Origin of the sequence: Rhizobium sp. SG741 (genome assembly GCF_012275435.1) — a bacterium.
In the GTDB taxonomy this organism is placed as follows: Bacteria; Pseudomonadota; Alphaproteobacteria; order Rhizobiales; family Rhizobiaceae; genus Rhizobium; species Rhizobium lusitanum.
On record NZ_JAAZQP010000003.1, the window covers coordinates 559,413 to 579,317 of the forward strand.

15 protein-coding genes and 1 tRNA gene are annotated in these 19,905 nt (G+C 60.5%); 12 read left to right on the top strand and 4 right to left on the bottom strand.

What is annotated here, in order from left to right:
- Nucleotides 1-49 precede the first annotated feature (49 nt).
- The 3 genes from FHT29_RS11115 (at nucleotide 50) to FHT29_RS11125 (ending at nucleotide 4,845) form a co-directional block, all read left to right on the top strand.
- The gene (locus FHT29_RS11115; RefSeq protein WP_168599670.1) at nucleotides 50-2,002 is read left to right on the top strand and encodes an acetoacetate--CoA ligase; all 1,953 of its coding nucleotides are present in this window, start codon (nucleotides 50-52) and stop codon (nucleotides 2,000-2,002) included.
- A 355-nt stretch (nucleotides 2,003-2,357) separates the two neighbouring features.
- The gene (locus FHT29_RS11120; protein WP_047640460.1) at nucleotides 2,358-4,286 is read left to right on the top strand and encodes a DEAD/DEAH box helicase; all 1,929 of its coding nucleotides are present in this window, start codon (nucleotides 2,358-2,360) and stop codon (nucleotides 4,284-4,286) included.
- A gap of 157 nt (nucleotides 4,287-4,443) precedes the next feature.
- A complete protein-coding gene (locus FHT29_RS11125; RefSeq protein WP_168599671.1) occupies nucleotides 4,444-4,845 on the top strand; it encodes a GFA family protein in 402 nt (133 codons plus the stop codon).
- A gap of 93 nt (nucleotides 4,846-4,938) precedes the next feature.
- On the opposite strand, the gene FHT29_RS11130 is transcribed toward FHT29_RS11125, so the two are convergent.
- Complete coding sequence (locus FHT29_RS11130; RefSeq protein WP_047561003.1) at nucleotides 4,939-8,532, bottom strand: ATP-binding protein; 3,594 nt, start codon at nucleotides 8,530-8,532, stop codon at nucleotides 4,939-4,941.
- Nucleotides 8,533-8,753: 221 nt separating this feature from the next.
- Here FHT29_RS11130 and FHT29_RS11135 point away from each other — a divergent pair, with 221 nt between their 5' ends.
- Nucleotides 8,754-9,203, top strand: a complete 450-nt coding sequence (locus FHT29_RS11135; RefSeq protein WP_037199021.1) for a phasin — start codon at nucleotides 8,754-8,756, stop codon at nucleotides 9,201-9,203.
- 215 nt (nucleotides 9,204-9,418) lie between these two features.
- Nucleotides 9,419-9,495: transfer RNA gene (locus FHT29_RS11140), tRNA-His, on the top strand.
- A gap of 49 nt (nucleotides 9,496-9,544) precedes the next feature.
- Here FHT29_RS11140 and FHT29_RS11145 read toward each other — a convergent pair.
- The 3 genes from FHT29_RS11145 to FHT29_RS11155 form a co-directional block, all read right to left on the bottom strand.
- Nucleotides 9,545-9,691 carry a hypothetical protein gene (locus FHT29_RS11145; RefSeq protein ID WP_162693744.1) on the bottom strand — a complete coding sequence of 49 codons (147 nt, stop codon included), beginning with the start codon at nucleotides 9,689-9,691 and terminating at the stop codon, nucleotides 9,545-9,547.
- A gap of 115 nt (nucleotides 9,692-9,806) precedes the next feature.
- Complete coding sequence (locus FHT29_RS11150) at nucleotides 9,807-10,520, bottom strand: hypothetical protein (RefSeq protein WP_052212594.1); 714 nt, start codon at nucleotides 10,518-10,520, stop codon at nucleotides 9,807-9,809.
- Nucleotides 10,521-10,901: 381 nt separating this feature from the next.
- Entirely contained in the window at nucleotides 10,902-11,783 is an 882-nt protein-coding gene (locus FHT29_RS11155; RefSeq protein WP_047561005.1) for a LysR family transcriptional regulator, read from the bottom strand.
- Between the two features lie 112 nt (nucleotides 11,784-11,895).
- On the opposite strand from FHT29_RS11155, the gene FHT29_RS11160 reads away from it, so the two are divergent.
- The 7 genes from FHT29_RS11160 (at nucleotide 11,896) to FHT29_RS11190 (ending at nucleotide 19,897) form a co-directional block, all read left to right on the top strand.
- Nucleotides 11,896-13,392, top strand: a complete 1,497-nt coding sequence (locus tag FHT29_RS11160; RefSeq protein ID WP_047561008.1) for a CoA-acylating methylmalonate-semialdehyde dehydrogenase — start codon at nucleotides 11,896-11,898, stop codon at nucleotides 13,390-13,392.
- Nucleotides 13,393-13,537: 145 nt separating this feature from the next.
- A complete protein-coding gene (locus FHT29_RS11165) occupies nucleotides 13,538-13,885 on the top strand; it encodes a VOC family protein (protein WP_092573029.1) in 348 nt (115 codons plus the stop codon).
- 228 nt (nucleotides 13,886-14,113) lie between these two features.
- Entirely contained in the window at nucleotides 14,114-15,181 is a 1,068-nt protein-coding gene (locus FHT29_RS11170) for a YjgN family protein (RefSeq protein ID WP_047561011.1), read from the top strand.
- The gene (locus tag FHT29_RS11175; protein WP_080760636.1) at nucleotides 15,153-16,256 is read left to right on the top strand and encodes a M48 family metallopeptidase; all 1,104 of its coding nucleotides are present in this window, start codon (nucleotides 15,153-15,155) and stop codon (nucleotides 16,254-16,256) included. Before FHT29_RS11170 ends, FHT29_RS11175 begins: the two co-directional genes overlap by 29 nt.
- A 120-nt stretch (nucleotides 16,257-16,376) precedes the next feature.
- A complete protein-coding gene (gene rirA / locus FHT29_RS11180; protein WP_037199013.1) occupies nucleotides 16,377-16,865 on the top strand; it encodes an iron-responsive transcriptional regulator RirA in 489 nt (162 codons plus the stop codon).
- 342 nt (nucleotides 16,866-17,207) lie between these two features.
- Complete coding sequence (locus tag FHT29_RS11185) at nucleotides 17,208-18,803, top strand: ABC transporter substrate-binding protein (protein WP_047561014.1); 1,596 nt, start codon at nucleotides 17,208-17,210, stop codon at nucleotides 18,801-18,803.
- An 89-nt stretch (nucleotides 18,804-18,892) separates the two neighbouring features.
- Nucleotides 18,893-19,897 (top strand): ABC transporter permease subunit, encoded by a 1,005-nt coding sequence (locus FHT29_RS11190; RefSeq protein ID WP_047561018.1) that lies wholly within the window; start codon nucleotides 18,893-18,895, stop codon nucleotides 19,895-19,897.
- The last annotated feature ends 8 nt before the right edge of the window (nucleotides 19,898-19,905 follow it).

Below are 19,905 nucleotides of genomic sequence, written 5' to 3' on the forward strand. Positions count from 1 at the left end.
ATAGTGCGCTGCAACATTGGTATATAAGGCGAGAAGCAGGGAGGGAAATATGCAAGATCAACAGCCACTTTGGACGCCATCGGAAGAATTTCGCCGCCAGAGCCCGATGTTTTCCTTCATGCAGGAATGCAACCAGCGTTTCGGCCTGTCAATGCCCGATTTCTGCGGCCTGCATGCCTGGTCCATCGCCGATCGCGAGAACTTCTGGACAGCGGTCTGGGATTTCTGCGGCATCAAGGGAAAGCGTGGAGAGAGGGCGCTGATCAATGGCGACCTCATGCTGGAAGCCCGCTTCTTTCCCGATGCCGAACTGAATTTTGCCGAGAATCTGCTGTCGAGAAGCGGCGAGGGCGATGCGCTGGTGTTCTGGGGCGAGGACAAGGTGCGCGATCGCTGGTCGTGGGACCGGCTGGCGGCGATGGTATCGCGCCTGCAGCAGGCCTACCGCGCCCTCGGCATCGGCAAGGGCGATCGCGTGGCGGCAATGATGCCGAACATGCCCGAAACCATCGCCTGCATGCTGGCGGCCGCGTCGATCGGCGCGATATGGTCCTCCTGTTCTCCGGATTTCGGCGAGCAGGGCGTCATGGATCGGTTCGGCCAGATCGAACCGAAGCTTTTCATCGCCTGCAGCGGCTATTGGTATGGCGGCAAGCTGCAGGATGTCACGTCGAAGGTCAGCGCCATTGCACAGCGGCTGAATGTACCCACCCTCGTCGTGCCCTATGCCGGCAGCGCCGACGCGGTCGTGGCAGCGACGCCTGATGCGCGAACCCTTGATGCGTTTGTCGCGCCGTTCGAGGCGAAGGCGGTCGAGTTCGTCGCGGTGCCCTTCTCTCATCCGCTGTTCATCCTGTTTTCCTCCGGCACCACCGGCGTGCCGAAATGCATCGTCCATTCCACCGGCGGCGCGCTTCTGCAACTGATCAAGGAGCATCGGCTGCATTGCGGCGCCGTTCCCGGCGAAAAGGTCTTCTATTTCACCACCTGCGGCTGGATGATGTGGAACTGGCTCGTGACCGGGCTTGCCGCCGGCGCGACGCTCTGCCTCTACGATGGATCGCCCTTTGCGCCCGACGGCAACATCCTGTTCGACTATGCGCAGGAAGAGAAGTTCGCTCTGTTCGGCACCTCGGCCAAATATATTGATGCCGTTCGCAAGAGCGGCCTGACCCCGAGGACATCGCATGATCTTTCAAGCCTGCGATTGATGACCTCCACCGGCTCACCGCTGTCTCCGGAAGGCTTCTCCTTCGTCTATGAAGGCATCAAGGACGATGTCCAGCTCGCTTCCATCTCCGGCGGCACCGATATCGTCTCCTGCTTCGTGCTCGGCAATCCGCTGCAGCCTGTCTGGCGCGGCGAGATCCAGGGGCCAGGTCTCGGCCTTGCCGTCGACGTCTGGAACGAGGACGGCAAGCCGGTGCGCGGCGAGAAGGGCGAGCTGGTCTGCGCCAAGGCCTTTCCCTCGATGCCTGTCATGTTCTGGAATGATCCAGAGCGCGCCAAATATCATGCCGCCTATTTCGAGCGTTTCGATAATGTCTGGTGCCATGGCGACTTCGCCGAATGGACCGAGCACGGCGGCCTGATCATTCACGGCCGCTCGGACGCCACGCTCAATCCCGGCGGTGTGCGCATCGGCACGGCCGAGATTTACAATCAGGTCGAGCAGATCCCGGAGATTCTGGAGGCGCTCTGCATCGGTCAGGATTGGGACGACGATGTCCGCGTCGTCCTTTTCGTCCGCCTCGCCGCCGGCGCTTCGCTGACGGAGGAGCTGGTCAAAGCGATGAAGACGCTTATCCGTACCGGTGCTTCGCCTCGCCACGTGCCGGCCAAGATCATCGCCGTTGCCGATATTCCGCGCACGAAATCCGGCAAGATCGTCGAGCTTGCGGTGCGCGATGTCGTGCATGGCCGGCCCGTCAAGAACAAGGAGGCGCTTGCCAATCCGGAAGCGCTGGATCTCTTCGCCGGGCTGGAGGAGCTGAAGACTTGAGCCGTACCCTAAAACTGAGGGGCAAACGATGACCCCCCTCTGCTAACTTCGCGTTAAGAAAGATTGGTCAAAGGTAAAAGCCGACTTGAGACCGTTCGCATGAGCTATGAGCGGATTGGAGCTTCCCCTGGCTCCCGAGACATGAAGTTAACCGACTCGAGCTTTCGTTAGGCAGCATCAACTTCAAAGGCAGCGCGTTCGCTGCCTTTTTTTCGTTCCGTCGCACGCAAATACGCGCCCGCTCTGTACATTGGCCTACCGACCAAGTATGTGCAGGCTTGAAGAAGAGGCCTGCGACGTGCGGGCCACGATGATCCGTGCCGCTTGGCACGCGAAGAATTCCGAAAGACAAGATATGACCGAATTCGAAGGCATCGTTCCTGCGATTGCCCAGGCTTTGGCAAAGCGCGGTTACGAAGTGCTGACGCCGGTGCAAAAAGCCATGCTCGATCCCGACCTTGCCGGCAAGGACGCGCTGGTCTCGGCCCAGACCGGCTCCGGCAAGACGGTAGCCTTTGGCCTGGCGCTTGCCCCAACCCTGTTGGATGGCGCAGAGCGCTTTGGCCGCGCCGGCACGCCGCTGGCCTTGGCGATCGCGCCCACCCGCGAACTGGCGCTTCAGGTCCAGCGCGAGCTGGAATGGCTCTATGAATTGACGGGCGCCACCATCGTCTCCTGCGTCGGGGGCATGGACATGCGCACCGAAAAGCGGGCGCTGGAGCGCGGCGCGCATATTGTCGTCGGCACGCCGGGCCGCCTTTGCGACCATATCCGCCGTAATTCGCTCGATATTTCCGAGCTGAAGGCCGTCGTACTGGATGAGGCCGACGAGATGCTCGATCTCGGCTTCCGCGAGGACCTTGAATTCATCCTGGAAACGTCGCCGGCCGAGCGGCGGACGCTGATGTTTTCCGCAACCGTGCCGCGCTCGATCGCCAAGCTTGCCGAGAATTACCAGCGTGACGCCGTGCGTATCGCCACGGCTTCGGAAACCAAGCAGCATGTCGATATCGACTATCGCGCCCTGACGGTTGCGCCGAGCGACAGGGAAAACGCCATCATCAACGTTCTGCGCTACTACGAGGCGCAGAATGCCATCGTTTTCTGCTCGACGCGTGCAGCCGTCAACCATCTGACGGCGCGCTTCAACAATCGCGGCTTCTCTGTCGTCGCCCTGTCGGGTGAGCTTAGCCAGAGCGAGCGCACACATGCGCTGCAGGCCATGCGCGACGGCCGCGCCCGCGTCTGCATTGCCACCGACGTCGCTGCCCGCGGTATCGACCTGCCGGGCCTCGATCTGGTGATTCACGCTGATATACCGACCAATCCGGAAACGCTGCTGCATCGAAGCGGCCGCACCGGCCGTGCCGGCCGCAAGGGCGTCAGCGCTCTGATCGTGCCGCTCAGCGCCCGCCGCCGCACCGAACGCCTGCTGGAGGCAGCTCGCCTGCGCGCCACCTGGGCGAAGCCGCCGTCGGCGGATGAAGTGAACGAACGCGACGACGAGCGTCTGCTCGCCGATCCGATTTTCTCCGAACCGCTACGGGATGAGGAGCAGTTGCTGGTAAAGCGGCTGCTGGAAAGCCATGGCGCCGAACAGATCGCGGCCGCATTCCTGCGTCACTATCGGGCGCGTCACTCCGCGCCGGAAGAGCTGCAGGACGTGCCGGCTGAAGGCGAGCGCAAAAAGCCTCGCCGAGACGATTTTCCTGTTTTCCGCGATGACGCGCCCGGCTCTTCTTCCTCTGGACGCAACGATTTCACCGACGGCGTCTGGGTGTCGCTTTCTGTAGGACGCAAGCAGAACGCCGAGCCGCGTTGGCTGATCCCGATGCTCTGCCGCAACGGCAACCTGACCAAGCGTGACATCGGCGCGATCAAGATGCAGCCGGAGGAAACCTTCGTCGAATTTTCACAGGAAGGCGCCGAGCGCTTCCTTGCAGCTATCGGGCCTGACAAGACGCTGGAAAGAGGCATCCGCGTGAAGCCGCTCGCCGGAGTGCCGGATTTTTCGCAGGCGAGGAGGGAAGGGGATTTCGAGAAAAAGAAACCCTTCGCCGACAAGGGCGCCCGCCCGCAGGAGGGCGGTAAGCCGAAATGGAAATCCGACCGCAAACCGGAACGGACGCAGGCAGGCGAGAGCGTTGCTTCGGAACGCCAGGATAAGAAGCCCTGGGTGAAGAAGCCCGGCAAACCGCATTTCGCCAAGAGCGATGCAGCCCCGGCGCCCGGCAAGCCGAATTCGCGAGCCAAGCGCAAGGCGACGAAGGTTCGGGGGGAGTGATTTCCGCTGTGCTGCGCCTGGGTCAGGCGCGGCGCATGCCGGCGCGATACGAATTGAGCTAGGGGTAGGCATAGAGAGAATGTCCGGCCCGCGCCATTTGCAGGCGCTCGAGGACTGAGGCAGAATGCCGCCATCGAATATGCGGCAGGATAGGCTCATGCTCATTGGTTCATGTCATTGCGGCAAGGCAAGTTGGACCCTCGAGGGTGATCCAGGCTCGATCACGGCATGCAACTGCACTCTCTGCCGGCGTTATGGCGCGTTGTGGGCCTATGACTACGAAGGAGAGCGTATCTCCATCGCCGGACAGACTGCCTCCTATACGCGCGCCGCAGAGAAGCAGCCCTCTCTCGAAATACTATTCTGCCCAGCCTGTGCCTGTGTATTGAGCTGGCGCGGCTTGAGGCTTCAAAGGGACGGCCGCCGGCGTATGGCCGTCAACCTGCGGCTTGCACCACCGGATCTTGTCTATGACCTGCCGATCGATCATTTCGATGGGCTGGACACGTTTGAAGACCTACCTTCCAAAGGCCGCTGTGTGCGTGATCTCTGGTTTTGACAGCGGCAGCCCCGCCGAAGGTTACGATGCACCTTGGCTGCAGCTATTGCCCGATAGTGGTGCGTTTCCACCACCATCAAACTAAGATCATCTTCAATTCGCCAGCACCCTCGGCGACGGGAAGGTGATTTCCACCAGCGTTCCTTCATTGGGCGCGGAGTTGATCGAGAAGCTCGCCCGGTTGGCGTCGACCATGGCTTTCGTCAGCGGCAGGCCGAGGCCGGTGCCGTCGCCGCGCTTGCGGGAATTGGTCGACACCTGTCGGAAAGGCTTCATGGCCTGTTCCAGTTCCGAGCGTGTCATGCCGACGCCCGTGTCCCGGATGCGCAAGACAACGCTGCCATTGCCTTCATAGGAGGTCGACACGACGATCTGGCCGCCTGAAGGCGTGAAGCGGATGGCGTTGGACAGGATATTCAGCGCGATCTGCTTGATCGAACGCTGGTCGGCCACGACATTCGGCACGGCTTGCGACAGCGCGGTGCGGATGATGACGCGCTGGCTGTTGGCCTGTGGCTGCACCAGCGAGACCGACTCGGTGATCGCCTCGTTCAGGCCGACCGACGCGAATTCCAGATCCATCTCGCCGGCCTCGATCTTGGAAATGTCCAGCAGATCGTTGACGATGTCGAGCACATGCCGGCCGGAGCGGCCGATATCGGTCGCATATTCGATATAGCGCGAATGGCCGATCGGCCCGAAACGCTCGCCGGCCATCATGTCGGAAAAGCCGATGATGGCATTGAGCGGCGTGCGGATCTCGTGGCTGACGCGGGCGAGGAAATCCGTCTTGTGGGCATTGGCGGTTTCGGCGGCGCGTTTGGCGTTGCGCAGCTCTTCTTCAGTCCGCTTCCATTGCGTGATGTCGCGGATGACGGCGCAGTAGCCGTTGGAGGAATTGAGCCGGCCCATGGTCATGAACAGCGGCACGAAGCCGCCAGACGCCTCGCGGCCGATCACTTCGCGGCCGTCGTTGAGCACGCTTGCGACGCCGTGGCCGGAAAGGCCGCTGAGATAATCGAGCACCGCCCTCTGGCTTTCATGGGCAAACAGCATGGTGAAAGGTTTGCCGCGGGTTTCCTGGTCGTCGTAGTTGAAGAGCGCGCTCGCCGAGCGGTTCACCGAGCGGATCTCGCCCTCCTGGCCGATGATGATCACCCCGTCGGTCGCCGTTTCCAGCGTCGAGCGCAATTCCTCGATCTCGACCTGCAGCTTGGCGACCTTTTCGAGGATGCGTTCGGGGCGGGCTTCCTCGGCAACCGGTTGCGGCGGGGCAGACGGCTCGCTCTTCTCCACCGGCATCAGCGCCAGCATCAAGGCGGTGCCGTCCTCCCAGCGGATCGATTGCAGCCGCGCGGTGACCGGCACCAGCGCGTCGTCGGCGCGCACGACCATCATCGTGCCCGGCTGCTCGGTCTTGCCTTCCAGATCGTTGCGCTGCAGGAGCGCGTCCAGACCGCCGACGTGCTCGAGATCCGTCAGGCTCTCGTAGCCGGTCAGCCGCAGAAATTCCGGATTGCCGTGGATCAGCCGATCGCCGGCATGAACGAGGATGGCCAGCGGCAACTGATCGACGATCTCAGCCGACAGGCCGGTGTGCATTTTTATGCGCGGCGGAATGGCGGTGCTCAGAACATCAAGCGGATCGAAATCCTCTTCCGGCTCGGCTGAGGCGCCTTGCGTTTCGGCGGGAGGATTGCCGGTGGCGGCATCGTCCGGCTCCTCCCCAGCGTCGGCGGGTTCCTGGCTCGGTTCGGATGCCAGTTCGCTCGCTTCCGCCGCAACGTCGGCATGCTGAGCGTCGACATTGTCGTTTCCGACGGTCGTTTTGGCCGTGTCGGACAGGATTTCGTCGGCCGCGTTCGGTTGCGGCGCGATGTCGACGCTTTCCTCAGATTGCTCCGTGGGCGGCTCAGTGCGCTTGCCGAAGGGTTCGAGCTGCCGAGCGATTTCCCGAAAGGCGGCCTGCTCGCTGGCGGAAAGGCCGGCCGGTGTCAGCGGACGGCGCTCGTAGAGCCGGATGACCTTGTCCGACTCGCGGCGGTTCGGCGTGTCGGCGATCTGTAGAGCCGGTGGCTCCTCGCTTTTGGTGGGGGCGTCTTCAATCGTTGCATGGCCGATATCCTCGGCTTGTTCGGTCGCCGCCTCTTCCATCTCCGGCGTTTGGTCGATAGCGGCAGGGGGCGTGGACTGGTCGTCCTGCTCGCCCAGGGTCATTCCACGCTTCGTCGGGTCTTCGATGGTATCCGCCAGACGGACGACGCCGAAGCCTCTGAAGCCGTCGAATTCGCGGCTGCGCGTATAGGTCGGCAAGGCGGCCAGGTCGACCGGTACCATCAGGCCCGTGCCTTCCACCGGCCAATAGATCGTCCGACCCGACCAGGTGTCGCGCCGCGCCAGCAGTTCGGCGATCTTGCCGTCCGGATCGAGATTGAAGCGGGCGGCGACATCGGTAAAGGCGGCGCCTGCAAGCTGCGCCGCGTGCGGTCCCACAGCATCGGCGAACTCACGCGAAACCTCGCTGAAGTGGCCTGCGGCATCGATCTTCCACACGAAGCGGGTGGCGCGGCCGTTGCGCTTGAAAGTGAAGCTCTCCGCGTGATCGTCTTGGGCAGCGGGCGCTTCGGACGCGGCGGCCGGCTCGGCGCTCACATCCGTTGGGGCATCGGCGATATGGTCTTCGCCATCATCTGCCGCTTCCATATTCGGTTCGTCGGATTGGGCGGCTGCTTCGACATCGGCGTCGCTTGCGCCATCCATCAGGGCCAGCGCATGCGTGTCTTCCGCTGCGCTATCGGTGGCCGGAGCTGCCTCGGCCTGTTCGTCCGGCTGATATTCCGGCGTCTCGTCCAGTTCCTGAATATGCGCCACCGCATCGATGACGTCGCCGAAGGGCGCTGTCGCAGCGGGGGTGGGGGCTTCCTCCAGGGCCGCACCTTCCAGTTCCCGGCGGGCCTCTTCCGCCTGCGGTTCGGCCGAAGCCGACGCGGCGCCGAGGCTACCTGTCGGATCGAGGTGACCGAGGGCGGTTTCGACGACGAACAGCAGGTGCAGGGCGGGGATTTCCGACAGCTTGCCGATGGCGGCCGGCAGATAGCCGCGACCGGTCGGGATCGGCCGCTTGATCAACCGGTCCGGCTGCGCGCCGGCCATGGTCGTCAGCATTCTCGCCGTCTGCGGCGTGACGCCCAGCGTGCCGAAGCGGGCGGATGCCGCGATCACTTCGCCGTCGCGGCCGACGACGGCCATGTGGGTATCGGGGTCGTCGAACCCATCGATCATGCGCTTGGCGCATTCGGCTGATGCCATCGGCTTGGCCGAGACCGGCGAGGAAAACAGGATCGCTTCCTCGTCCGCCTGAATGCGGATGAGTTCGACCGCCGCGTTGACGACCGCGCGCTGGAAGCCGGAGGCCATGCGGATCAGGAAGGTACGCTGGTCGCCAATGCCGCCAAGTCCGCGCGCCGTCGCTTCGATCTGGCGGAACGAGACGTCGCCGGGCTTCGGTCCCTGATCGAGGAAATCGTAGATGACGTCGTAGCCGAAGAGGTTGGCGCCGGCGCCATTAGCCCACAGCACGCGATCCATGCCGGTCGAGAACATTACCATGGCTTCACCACGGGCAAAGCGTTCCCGAACGCGCGGATGCACGGCAATGTCAATGAACGGATATTGAACTGCGGGCATATTCCAACCTGTTTTGCGGGCGTGACCGCCTCTCGTGTTTTAACGGTTTATTAATAACCGTACCCCGCTTTTGGGTCCAGCAAAGGCCCCATCTTTCGGCCGGAAAGGTTAATGCGTTGTGCGTCGCACAATTATGTTGCACTGCACAATTTTTTATATTATATAAGCCTCACACAGTTCACGAAGGGTGCCTCGAAGAGGACCCGTATAGGAGCGTAATCATGGCTACTGTAAAGAAAGACGACGTTTTTTCAACGGCTGCATTCGATCCTTCCAAGGTCTCCGAATCCTTCCGCGAATTCGCGGAAAAGGGTGCTGCCCAGTCCAAGGAAGCCTTCGCTAAGATGAAGGCTGCCACCGAGGAAGCCGGCAAGACCGTCGAAGCGACGGTGCAGACTGCACAGGCTGGTTCCGTTGAGATCGGCCTCAAGGCAATCGACGTTCTGCGCACCAATGCCGAAAGCTCGCTGGCACACATGGAAGCCCTGCTTCGCGTCAAGTCCGTTGCCGAACTCTTCGAACTTCAGACCTCCTTCATCCGCAAGCAGGCCGAAGTCACCATCGAACAGGCCAAGTCCATTCAGGAAACCACCAAGAAGGTTGCTGAAAAGCTGGCAAAGCCGGCCAAGGATGCAGCCGAAAAGGCAATGGCTTCCTTCAAGGTCGCCTGATTTCCCAAAAGCCTCCCAAGGCATGAACGTCCCGTTTTCAGGTGAAAGCTCTGAAGGCGGGACTTTTCGTTTAGGGATGGTTCCTGTTCGTGAAATGCCGGCGGCGCCCCACCATCCGGATATCTTTGAAGCTTTTTTGTATTGCGGGGAGATAGGACTTGAAATAATTTCAAAGTCCTCGTATGTCACCCCCGTTCGCGGCGACGCGAGCATGTGCGGTTGTAGCTCAGTTGGTTAGAGCGCAGGTTTGTGGCACCTGAGGTCGGAGGTTCGAGACCCCCCAACCGTACCATTCTCTCCCAGTCGATCAGACATGATAGTTCTCCCGGCACCGCCGAGGGCTATTCCTTGCTTTCAGGTTTCTTTACGACATGCCCCGGCGAGATCGGATCGCTTGCGGGAAAGGTTTCCTCGAGCGCCTCTTCAAGGTAGTCGTCCTGTTCCTTGTGGTCTTTCTCAGCCTGCTTCGGTTTCTTTTTCTCGCTCATCATCCTTACTCCCCAAAGTGCTCCTGAAATAACTAGACCACGGGATGCCCTTGTCCAGCGTAGCCTCATCTGAGCGCCGTGTCGCGCGCTTCTTGGGACTCACCGGGAGATGCTCTTAGAATGTAATCCGCGACACGATCGTAGCGCGGCCACGTGGTGGTATTGCGGGCGTCTCGGGGGGAACTCTGAATGTCTTTCGCACGGCGCGCGGCGCGGCGCCGGGGATGGCGCTTTCGACTGCGGCGATATCCTCGGGTTTGACTTTGGAGGCGCTGCAGGCACCCTGTTTGTTCCAGAGGCTTTCAGCAATGCTGCTGCCCACCGCGGCGGTGATGGCTGTTCCGGCTATATCGTTCTGCTGAACTTTATTTGCTTTCACCATCCCCCGGATGGCCTCGCCGAGTATCTTGGCGGAATCCTCGAACGACACGTTGCGTACCTGGTCGAACCGCTTGCTATTCTCGCCATCCACAATGCAATGGTGCGCCGTGAACAGCCAGTCGTGGATCATGTAGGCCGGCGCATAACCCCACGGCGACAATCCTTTGAAGACCTGCGCGATCTTCGGAATAGAGCCACCGTCCGTGTACATCAAGCCGGGCTGGATTTCGGCGCCGGGTAGGGAGCGATCAGCTCGGCGGAACGTCAAGGGATCGGCAGGATCGGGAACGAAGACGAACTTGCCATCTCCGCTGGAATCGCCCTCGCCAACCCACATCACGAACAGGCTGCCGGTTAGCGTCGCCGGAGCAAGCTGTGAAAAGTCGACAGTCGTGCATGCGCTGAGACCAACGGCAAGCGCCGTGAAGAATACCCCGCCTTTCAGCATCAAGCGCTCCCTCGGAATCTGCTCGAATGAAATGAAAGCCTGCCACTCTACTTATGCACGAGCTGGCCGCATGCGCAAATAAAACCGAAAGTCTTGCACGGCGAGGACACGGTGCCGGCTTCCGACGATGGACCAGCGAGATTTCCCATGGAACCCTGCCTGCTCCCGACCGTTAGCCAATATCAGCAACAAGACGGAAGGAACTGGCATGTCCGTGCCGCGCGAGCCGATTCCCGAGACGCCACCGATGCCTGATCCGGGTTGGGCACCGAAGCCGCCGATTGAGGAGCCGGATCCGGATAGGATGCCGGATGAAATTCCCGTGCCCAATCCTGATGAGAACGAGGAGCCGCCGAAACATGCTTAGGGCGAGGCGGGCCTTTACAGGAACATCCGCCGTTCTTCGCTGACCAGTTCCTGCAGGAAATCCGACACGGTGCGCACTCGCACGAGATCGCGGGCACTTTCGTGATAAACAGTCCAATAGGCGCGCTTGATGGAGATATCGGGCAGGATGCGGGTGAGTTCCGGGAATTGCCTGGCGATGTAATCGTGCAGGATGCCGATGCCGGCGCCGGAGCGAACCGCTTCCGTCTGGCCGATGGAGGTGGAGATTTCGAAAGAGGCATCCCAGCTGCGCATGATCTCGCCGGAGAAATTCAGCGAGGCGGTGAAGATCAGGTCCTCGACATAGCCGATGCGCGGATGCAGCTTCAGCGCTTCCACGCTATCGGGCAGGCCTGCCTGCTCCAGATAGGTCTTCGAGGCATATAGGCCGAGCGTGTAATCCGTCAGCTTGGAGGAGACCAGGCGGCCCTGCTCGGGGCGCTCCAGCGTAATGGCGATATCGGCCTCGCGCTGGGACAGTGAAAAGGAACGAGGCACCGGCACAAGCTGGATGCGCAGCTCCGGATAGCGCGCGATCAGACGACCGAGGCGCGGCGCGAGGAAGGAGACGCCGAAACCGTCCGGCGCGCCGATGCGCACCGTGCCGGTAATGGCGCTGTCGAGGTGGCCGACGCTTGCCTGCGCGCGCAGCATCTCGGTTTCCATGCGCTCCGCCGCATGCAGGAAGATCTCACCCTCTGCCGTCAGCTCGCAGCCATTGGTGCGGCGCACCAGCAGCCGTGTCTTCAGCCGCTCCTCCAGCGTCGTCACCCGCCGGGAGAGCGTGGCATGGTTGACGCCGAGCCGCTTGGAGGCCGCCAGAATTTGCCCCGTGCGGGCGACGGCGAGAAACATGCGGACATCATCCCAATCCATATGCACATCCAGGGCTTTAATTTTTGCACAACGGTTGCTTATAACAGCTCATTGATTTGTGCAAATTGAAGTGCGATCCTGTATACATCCAAGAAAACGAGGAGGCACATCCATGCAAGAGATCGGTCATTTCATCGGCGGCAAGCACGTCGCCGGCACCAGCGGACGCACCAGCAATGTCTACAATCCGGCAACCGGCGAAGTGCAGGCGACGGTAGCACTCGCCAGCGTCGCGGAGATCCGCGCAGCGGTCGAAAATGCCAAGGCAGCGCAGCCCAAATGGGCGGCCACCAATCCGCAGCGCCGCGCCCGCGTCTTCTTCAAATTCGTCGAGCTTCTAAACAAGCACATGGACGAACTGGCCGAGATGCTCTCCAAGGAGCACGGCAAGACGATCGAGGATTCCAAGGGTGACATCATCCGTGGCCTGGAAGTCTGCGAATTCGTCTGTGGCATTCCGCATCTCGCCAAGGGCGAATTCACCGAGGGCGCCGGCCCGGCGATCGACATGTATTCCATCCGCCAGCCGGTTGGCATCGGGGCCGGCATCACACCGTTCAATTTTCCGGGCATGATCCCGATGTGGATGTTCGCTCCGGCGATCGCCTGCGGCAACGCTTTCATCCTGAAGCCTTCCGAGCGCGATCCTTCCCTGCCGATCCGCCTGGCCGAACTCATGATCGAAGCCGGCCTGCCGGCAGGCATCCTCAACGTCGTCAACGGCGACAAGGCTGCGGTCGACGCCATCCTGGCCGATCCGGATATCGCTGCGATTTCCTTCGTCGGCTCCACGCCGATCGCCCGTTACGTCTACGGCACGGCTGCCATGAACGGCAAGCGCGCCCAGTGCTTCGGCGGCGCCAAGAACCACATGATCATCATGCCGGACGCCGACATGGATCAGGCCGTCAACGCCCTGATGGGCGCCGGCTATGGCTCGGCCGGCGAGCGCTGCATGGCGATTTCTGTCGCGGTACCGGTCGGCGAGGACACGGCCAACCGCCTTGTCGAGAAGCTGGTGCCGAAGATCGAATCCCTGCGCATCGGTCCTTATACCGATGACAAGGCCGATATGGGTCCGCTCGTCACCAAGGACGCTTATAACCGCGTCAACGGCCTGATCGATCGTGGTGTCGAAGAGGGCGCCAAGCTCGTCGTCGACGGCCGTGGCTTCAAGCTGCAGGGATATGAAGACGGCTATTTCGTTGGCGGTTCGCTGTTCGACCACGTCACGCCGAGCATGGATATCTACAAGACCGAGATCTTCGGACCGGTTCTGTCCGTCGTCCGTGCCAAGAATTATGAAGATGCGCTCGACCTGCCGATGAAGCATGAATACGGCAACGGCGTCGCCATCTACACCCGCGACGGCGATGCTGCCCGCGATTTCGCCTCGCGCATCAACATCGGCATGATCGGCGTCAACGTTCCGATCCCGGTTCCGCTCGCCTATCATTCCTTCGGCGGCTGGAAGGCTTCCAGCTTCGGCGATCTCAACCAGCACGGCACGGACTCGATCAAGTTCTGGACGCGCACCAAGACGATCACCGCCCGCTGGCCGTCCGGCATCAAGGATGGCGCCGAATTCGTCATGCCGACGATGAAATAAGGATCGTCATTATCGAATGATTTCAACCGCCGTCCGACATATTTCCGGGCGGCGGTTTTTTGTTGCGATTGTTTTGGGTAGAGTGAGCTTGTCTACGCCATTGTTTTGCTCTAGAACAAAACAAGAACAGTGGGAGGGCCGCATGGTGTCCGTGACCTATCAGATCGACTATCTTGAATTTCCGTCGAAAGATGGCCTGAAAACCCGGCGCTTCTTCCAGGAAGCTTTCGATTGGAGCTTTGTCAGCTACGGGCCGACCTACCATGTTATCGAGGCGGCGGGTATAGACGCCGGCATCGACGGCGATGCGGGGGAAGCGGCCGGCGCGCCGCTGCCTGTGGTGCGCACCACCGATCTGGAAGAGGCCCAGCGCGCAGTCGAATTCGCCGGCGGCGTCATAACCCGTCCCGCCTTCGATTTCCCCGGCGGCCGACGCTTTCACTTCCGCGAGCCGGGCGGCTGCGAAATGGCCGTCTGGGTCTCCGCGCCCTGAGCACCAGGCCAGTGTGGCATTAAGGTTGCAGCTACGGGGGCTATTTGCCCCCCTGGCGGGGCGAATGCTGCCGTCGGATATTTTTCCGTTGATCGGCGCTTATTTTCCTGCTCTCAAGTGCAACGATAAGGCGAGTGATGTGGTGCGCAACACATCTCCCTGCGGCCCGTGCTCATGTGGAGTGCCTCCGGGAAACGCTCGTCCTCTCGTGGGGTAGGGGACTACAATATGGCAACTGTCGAGCAAAGCTATCCGTTGGGCGGAAAGCCCTTTTTCCAAAGGGCTTCCTTCACGGGCAACGCCTCCGAATATTTCGGCATCTGGATCGTCAATATTCTGCTGACGATCGTTACGTTGGGCATCTATTCGGCCTGGGCAAAAGTACGCCGCAACCGGTATTTTTATGGGAATACCGCCCTTCTGGGCCACAGCTTCGAATATCATGCCAAGGGCAAACAGATACTCATCGGCCGGCTGATCGTGTTCGGCTTTCTTATCGTGGTGAATATACTTTCACACGTGGCGCCGTTGGCGGTGCTTGCGATCTGGCCTGTCATGCTTGTGGTATTCCCATGGTTTCTCATGCGCGGACTGAGGTTCAATGCGCGCGTGACAAGCTATCGCAATGTGCGCTTCGATTTCGTCGGGACCTATGGCGGCGCGTTCAAGGCGATCTTCCTGGGTACCCTGGTAACGATGATATCGGTCGGGCTGCTGTCTCCGGTCGCAACCCGCTGGTTCTATAAATACGTCTTCGACAATCTGCGTTATGGAGATCGACCCTTCTCGACCGAGCCGCGATTGGGCGCGCTGTACGAGGCGTTCATCACCGTAGTCGCGATTGTGATCGCCGGCCTCGTGATTTTGGGACTTTTCGGTGCTGCCGCAGGCGGTTTCAGCGGCAACTCGATGGGTCGGGGAATGGGTAGCATCAGCCTGTGGCATTGGATGATTGTGCTTATTTTCCCGATTTACATATTGGCCGGCCTCTACTATCGCGCGACGGTGCGCAACATCATCTGGTCGGCCGCGATGATCGATCATCGCCATCAGCTCAGAAGCGATCTCGGTCGCCGGCGCTATGCGTGGATTGCGATTTCCAATGTCGTTGTCACCTTGGTAACCCTCGGATTGATGCGCCCCTGGGCGGCCGTGCGCATGCAAGTTTTTCTTACCGAGCATACTGCTGTCCATGTCGACGGTGAAATCGGCGTGGTCTTCGACCAGATCCGCTCGACCGGCAACGCCATCAGCGCGGAATATCTCGATGTCGATGGATTCGACTTTGGCTTCTGATCCGCAAGCGATCGCGACGGGCATCTGGCATCCGCCGCATTCCAGCCGGGAGGTTCCGGCCCGGCTGTTGGATGTCGGCGGATCGCTCATCGTGCTGTCTGACGAAGAGGGAGACGCGAGCAAGCGGCTTGCCTGGGGCATCCGCTCCGATATCGACGTCAGCCAGCGCGTGGGCTCCATCCCGCGCCGTATCGTGTTCGGAAACGAATCGGTTTTCGAAACCCGCGATAACGACGCCGTCGATGCCTATCTGCAAAGCCGCGGCGAAAAGCGCAGCAGCTTTGTTCATCGGCTCGAGATCGTCCGCCCCCGGCTGATCGCCTTCGCCCTGGCGGTATTCTTCCTGGCCTCGATCATCTATCGTTATGCCCTGCCGGCCCTCGTGGAAGTCGCCGTCCTGGTAACGCCGCCGGTGGTGCCGGAGATGATGTCGGCGGGAACGCTGAAGACATTGGATCGAGTGACCTTCGGCCCCAGCAAGCTTCTCGAGGCGCAGCAGGCGGAAATTCGCGATGATTTCATCAGGATAGCCGCGAACGCTGAGGGCGGTGCGGGCCGCTATCATCTGAATTTCCGCGATGGCGGCCTCATCGGCCCCAATGCCTTCGCGCTGCCGGACGGCAATCTCGTCCTGACCGATCAGCTCGTCGAACTGGCCGGCGGCGACAAGGAGATGATCACCGCGGTGCTCGGCCATGAGATCGGTCACGTCGAATACAAACACAGCCTCCGCCAGCTGTATAGGGCCGCCGGTGTCGCCGGTCTCGTGTTGCTGATCGCCGGAGACGTGGGCTCTGGCGTTCACGACGTATTGACACAGGGCGGCGGCCTTCTCGCGCTTTCCTACTCCCGGCAAGCCGAGGCGCAGGCCGACCGCCGCTCGGTGGAGCTGATGCTGGCCGCCGGCAAAGACCCGGCAGCGTTGTCGCGCTTCTTCGATCTCCTCGAAGCCAAGCTCGATGATCATAGTGACACCAGCATGCTGTCGACCCATCCGGGTACGCCGGAGCGCAAGCAGGCGATCCTCGATTATGCCAGGGAACTGAAGGAGAAGCAGGCGAGGACGGGCGGATGAGGAGGTCGGCGCCGTCAGAATAACGTGAATATGAATTTCATATTTTGGAATTGTTCAAAACTAAGAAAGTCTCTATATACGGATCGACCCCCTAAGCAGCCTCGATTCCAGGAGATCGGCATGCGCTTGACGAAACAGACCAATTACGCGGTGCGCATGTTGATGTATTGCGCCGCCAACGACGGCCATTTGAGCCGCATCCCGGAAATCGCCAAGGCATACAGCGTTTCCGAGCTTTTCCTCTTCAAGATTCTGCAGCCGCTGACGAAGGCAGGTCTCGTCGAAACCGTACGCGGCCGCAACGGCGGCGTGCGCCTCGGCAGGCCTGCGACCGCCATCAGCCTTTTTGACGTCGTTCGTGTCACCGAGGATAGCTTCGCCATGGCGGAGTGCTTCGAAGAGGGCGTGGTGGAATGTCCGCTGGTGGATAGCTGCGGTCTCAATACGGCGCTGCGCAAGGCTTTGAACGCTTTCTTCGATGTTTTGACGGAATATTCCATCGACGATCTGGTCAAGGCGCGTCCGCAGATCAACTTCCTGCTCGGCCTGACTGATCTGGATCACCGGGCGATCGCCAAGAAGCCGCGGATCGCCGCTCCCGCAGCCTGATCGCCCTTCGCGAATTCCATCATGTTTGCGATCCGCAGTTGCCTCCGGCCGCTGCGGATTTTTGTTGGTATTGCCTCCTATCGAGGCAATAGAGGGTTAGCCGATTGCAAGAGTAAAATGTCAAATCATTCTGAAACTGCTAAATCGGCGCAAAATTTTGCCAGATTATTACCAATTCAAAGGCTTTTTTGTCCAAAAATTTCCAAACTCCATAATTTGGAAAAAATTTAGGCGGCGCTTGTTGCTTTCAAACTTAAAATAAAGTTCCATCGGCCCGATCCGGAAGGGAACCTCTGGGGTGTCCACGGCTTCAAAAGAATAACAAACCTGGGAAACGATATCATGAAAAAGATCTCTGTCCTGCTGGCAGTGACAGCCTTGACTTCGGTCATGGCGACGTCCGCCTGGTCGAAAACACTCGTTTATTGCTCGGAGGGCTCGCCGGAAGGATTCGATCCGGGAATTTATACTGCCGGTACCACATTCGATGCTTCTTCGCGTACGGTCTACAGCCGCCTCGTCGAATTCAAGCACGGCAGCACCGAGGTCGAACCTGGCCTTGCCGAAAGCTGGACCGTTTCCCCCGACGGCAAGGAATACACCTTCAAGCTGCGCAAGGGTGTAAAGTTCCAGACGACCGATTTCTTCACGCCGACGCGTGACCTCACTGCCGATGACGTTATTTTCTCCATCGGCCGTCAGATCAGTGCAGACGGCCCCTGGGCCAAGTATGTCGCCGGCGGTTCCTACGAATATGCTGACGGCATGGGCTTCACCAAGCTGATCAAGTCGATCGACAAGGTTGACGACCTTACCGTCAAATTCGTGCTGAACCATCCGGAAGCCCCGTTCCTCGCGGACCTCGCTATGGACTTCGGCTCGATCCTGTCGAAGGAATATGCAGACAAGCTCCAGACCGACAAGAAGATGGAGCAGATGAACCAGCAGCCGCTCGGCACCGGCCCGTTCACCTTCGTCGCCTACCAGCCGGATGCCGTCATCCGCTACAAGGCAAACGAGACCTATTTCAAGGGCAAGGAAAAGATCGACGATCTCGTCTTTGCGATCACGCCGGATGCATCCGTCCGCGCGCAGAAGCTGAAGTCCGGCGAGTGCAATATCATGCCGTACCCGAACGCGGCCGACATCAAGGATCTGAAGGCTGACAAGAACCTCAAGGTTCTCGAGCAGGCCGGCTTGAACGTTTCTTACCTCGCCTACAACACGCTGATCGCGCCTTTCGACAAGGTCGAAGTGCGCAAGGCGCTCAACATGGCCGTCAACAAGCAGGCCATCGTCGACGCCGTCTTCCAGGGTTCGGCTTCGGTCGCGACCAACCCGATCCCGCCGACCATGTGGTCCTATAACAAGGACGTCAAGGACGATAAATACAACCCTGACGAAGCCAAGAAGATGCTTGAAAAGGCTGGCGTCAAGGATCTCAGCATGAAGATTTGGGCGATGCCTGTGTCGCGTCCCTACATGCTGAATGCACGCCGCGCTGCCGAGCTGATGCAGGCTGACCTTGGCAAAATCGGCGTCAAGGTCGAGATCGTCACCTATGACTGGGCTCAGTATCTGAAGCTTTCCTCCGCCAAGGACCGTGACGGCGCGGCCATCCTCGGCTGGACCGGCGACAACGGCGACCCGGACAACTTCCTTGACACGCTGCTCGGCTGCGATGCCGTCGGTGGCAACAACCGTGCGCAGTGGTGCAACAAGGAATTCGACGACCTGGTGAAGAAGGCCAAGCAGACGGCCGACGTCAAGGAGCGCACCAAGCTCTACGAACAGGCCCAGGTCGTGTTCAAGCGTGAAGCACCGTGGATGACCATCGACCATTCGGAAGAGTTCATCCCGATGACGAAGAATGTCACCGGCTACTTCCAGGATCCGGTCGGCGTTCACCGCTTCGACGGCGTCGATATCGCCGAATAACAAAAAGTCTGTGAGAATGCCCGGCTAGAACCGGGCGACCCGGCGGTCAGGCAATCTGCCTGACCGCCGGAAAAATTTGGACAACTGTCATGTTGCGATTTCTTTTCAGCCGTCTTGTGGTGCTGATCCCGACATTCCTCGGCGTATCGATCGTCGCCTTCTCTTTCATCCGTCTGCTTCCCGGCGATCCCGTCATGCTGCTGTCGGGCGAACGCGTGATGTCGCCGGAACGCCATGCCCAGATCTCGCACGATCTCGGCTACGACCAGCCGATGGTCGTTCAGTACGGCAAATACATCTGGAGCGCCTTGCACGGCGACCTCGGCACCTCGATCACCACCAAGCGTGACGTGCTGACCGACTTCTTCACCTTCTTCCCGGCAACGCTCGAGCTGTCGATCTGCGCCATGATCCTGGCGATCTGTCTGGGCATTCCGGCCGGCGTTTTCGCCGCCGTCAAACGAGGGACATGGTTCGACCAGACCGTCATGGGCGTCGCCCTCGTCGGCTATTCCATGCCGATCTTCTGGTGGGGCCTGCTGCTGATCATCGTCTTCAACGGCTATCTGCACTGGACGCCGGTTTCGGGCCGCATCGGTCTCATCTACTTCTTCAAGCCGATCACCGGCTTCATGCTGATCGACAGCCTGCTGTCCGGTCAGAAGGGCGCTTTCTGGTCCGCGCTCAATTCGCTGATTCTGCCGACGATCGTTCTCGGCACCATTCCACTTGCCGTCATCGCGCGGCAGACGCGTTCGGCCATGCTGGAAGTGCTCGGCGAGGATTATGTGCGCACCGCCCGCTCCAAGGGCCTGTCGCCGCTGCGGGTCGTCTCCGTGCATGCGCTGCGCAACGCCATGATCCCTGTGGTCACCACCATCGGCCTGCAGGTCGGCGTGCTGCTCGGCGGCGCCATCCTGACGGAGAGCATCTTTTCCTGGCCGGGCATCGGCAAATGGATGATCGACGCCGTCTTCAAGCGTGATTATCCGGTGGTGCAGGGCGGCCTGCTGCTGATCGCCGGCATCGTCATGCTCGTCAATCTGGCTGTCGACGTGCTCTACGGCTTCGTCAATCCACGCATTCGTCATTAGGAGCGGCT

What these genes read in the sequence shown, in the direction of transcription:
- FHT29_RS11115 (WP_168599670.1), top strand. Translation starts at nt 50, where the DNA reads ATGCAAGATCAACAGCCACTTTGGACGCCATCGGAAGAATTTCGCCGC.
- FHT29_RS11120 (WP_047640460.1), top strand. Translation starts at nt 2,358, where the DNA reads ATGACCGAATTCGAAGGCATCGTTCCTGCGATTGCCCAGGCTTTGGCA.
- FHT29_RS11125 (WP_168599671.1), top strand. Translation starts at nt 4,444, where the DNA reads ATGCTCATTGGTTCATGTCATTGCGGCAAGGCAAGTTGGACCCTCGAG.
- FHT29_RS11130 (WP_047561003.1), bottom strand. Translation starts at nt 8,532, where the DNA reads ATGCCCGCAGTTCAATATCCGTTCATTGACATTGCCGTGCATCCGCGC.
- FHT29_RS11135 (WP_037199021.1), top strand. Translation starts at nt 8,754, where the DNA reads ATGGCTACTGTAAAGAAAGACGACGTTTTTTCAACGGCTGCATTCGAT.
- FHT29_RS11145 (WP_162693744.1), bottom strand. Translation starts at nt 9,691, where the DNA reads ATGAGCGAGAAAAAGAAACCGAAGCAGGCTGAGAAAGACCACAAGGAA.
- FHT29_RS11150 (WP_052212594.1), bottom strand. Translation starts at nt 10,520, where the DNA reads ATGCTGAAAGGCGGGGTATTCTTCACGGCGCTTGCCGTTGGTCTCAGC.
- FHT29_RS11155 (WP_047561005.1), bottom strand. Translation starts at nt 11,783, where the DNA reads ATGGATTGGGATGATGTCCGCATGTTTCTCGCCGTCGCCCGCACGGGG.
- FHT29_RS11160 (WP_047561008.1), top strand. Translation starts at nt 11,896, where the DNA reads ATGCAAGAGATCGGTCATTTCATCGGCGGCAAGCACGTCGCCGGCACC.
- FHT29_RS11170 (WP_047561011.1), top strand. Translation starts at nt 14,114, where the DNA reads ATGGCAACTGTCGAGCAAAGCTATCCGTTGGGCGGAAAGCCCTTTTTC.
- FHT29_RS11175 (WP_080760636.1), top strand. Translation starts at nt 15,153, where the DNA reads ATGTCGATGGATTCGACTTTGGCTTCTGATCCGCAAGCGATCGCGACG.
- rirA (WP_037199013.1), top strand. Translation starts at nt 16,377, where the DNA reads ATGCGCTTGACGAAACAGACCAATTACGCGGTGCGCATGTTGATGTAT.
- FHT29_RS11185 (WP_047561014.1), top strand. Translation starts at nt 17,208, where the DNA reads ATGAAAAAGATCTCTGTCCTGCTGGCAGTGACAGCCTTGACTTCGGTC.
- FHT29_RS11190 (WP_047561018.1), top strand. Translation starts at nt 18,893, where the DNA reads ATGTTGCGATTTCTTTTCAGCCGTCTTGTGGTGCTGATCCCGACATTC.